This is a genomic window from Enterobacter cloacae complex sp.6700776 (assembly GCF_048284255.1).
In the GTDB taxonomy this organism is placed as follows: Bacteria; Pseudomonadota; Gammaproteobacteria; order Enterobacterales; family Enterobacteriaceae; genus Enterobacter; species Enterobacter intestinihominis.
The window spans coordinates 1-260 of the sequence record NZ_JBLVYK010000340.1 but is presented as its reverse complement, the minus strand read 5'-3'; the positions used below and the strand labels follow the sequence as shown (position 1 = coordinate 260).

Genomic DNA, 260 nt, shown 5'->3' with positions numbered 1-260 from the left:
CCATTAAACCTAGGTTTATTCATGATGTTTGAGTTAAAAGTCGATTAGTTAAAGAATTTTGATATATAATCTAATAATTTAACAAAAATCAAGAACATACAACCCCAAAACTGCGGGGTTTTCAGCACTTCCAGAGAGCCAACCTCTCTTTTTTTCTTCTTCTGTCCGTCTCCGGAACAAGATGAAGAGCTCTTGGTTACGTAAATGTTGATGTTGAAAATAAACATAGTACTGCTCCTAGTGGTTGTGAAATTTTGCCA

Annotated in this window: 1 protein-coding gene; it reads right to left on the bottom strand. The window is 35.0% G+C overall.

Features of this window, described 5'->3' with window-relative positions; translation table 11 throughout:
- Positions 1-44: 44 nt before the first annotated feature.
- On the bottom strand, positions 45-260 hold a 216-nt coding region (locus tag ACNQ0T_RS24540; protein ID WP_417930529.1), incomplete at its 5' end, for a hypothetical protein.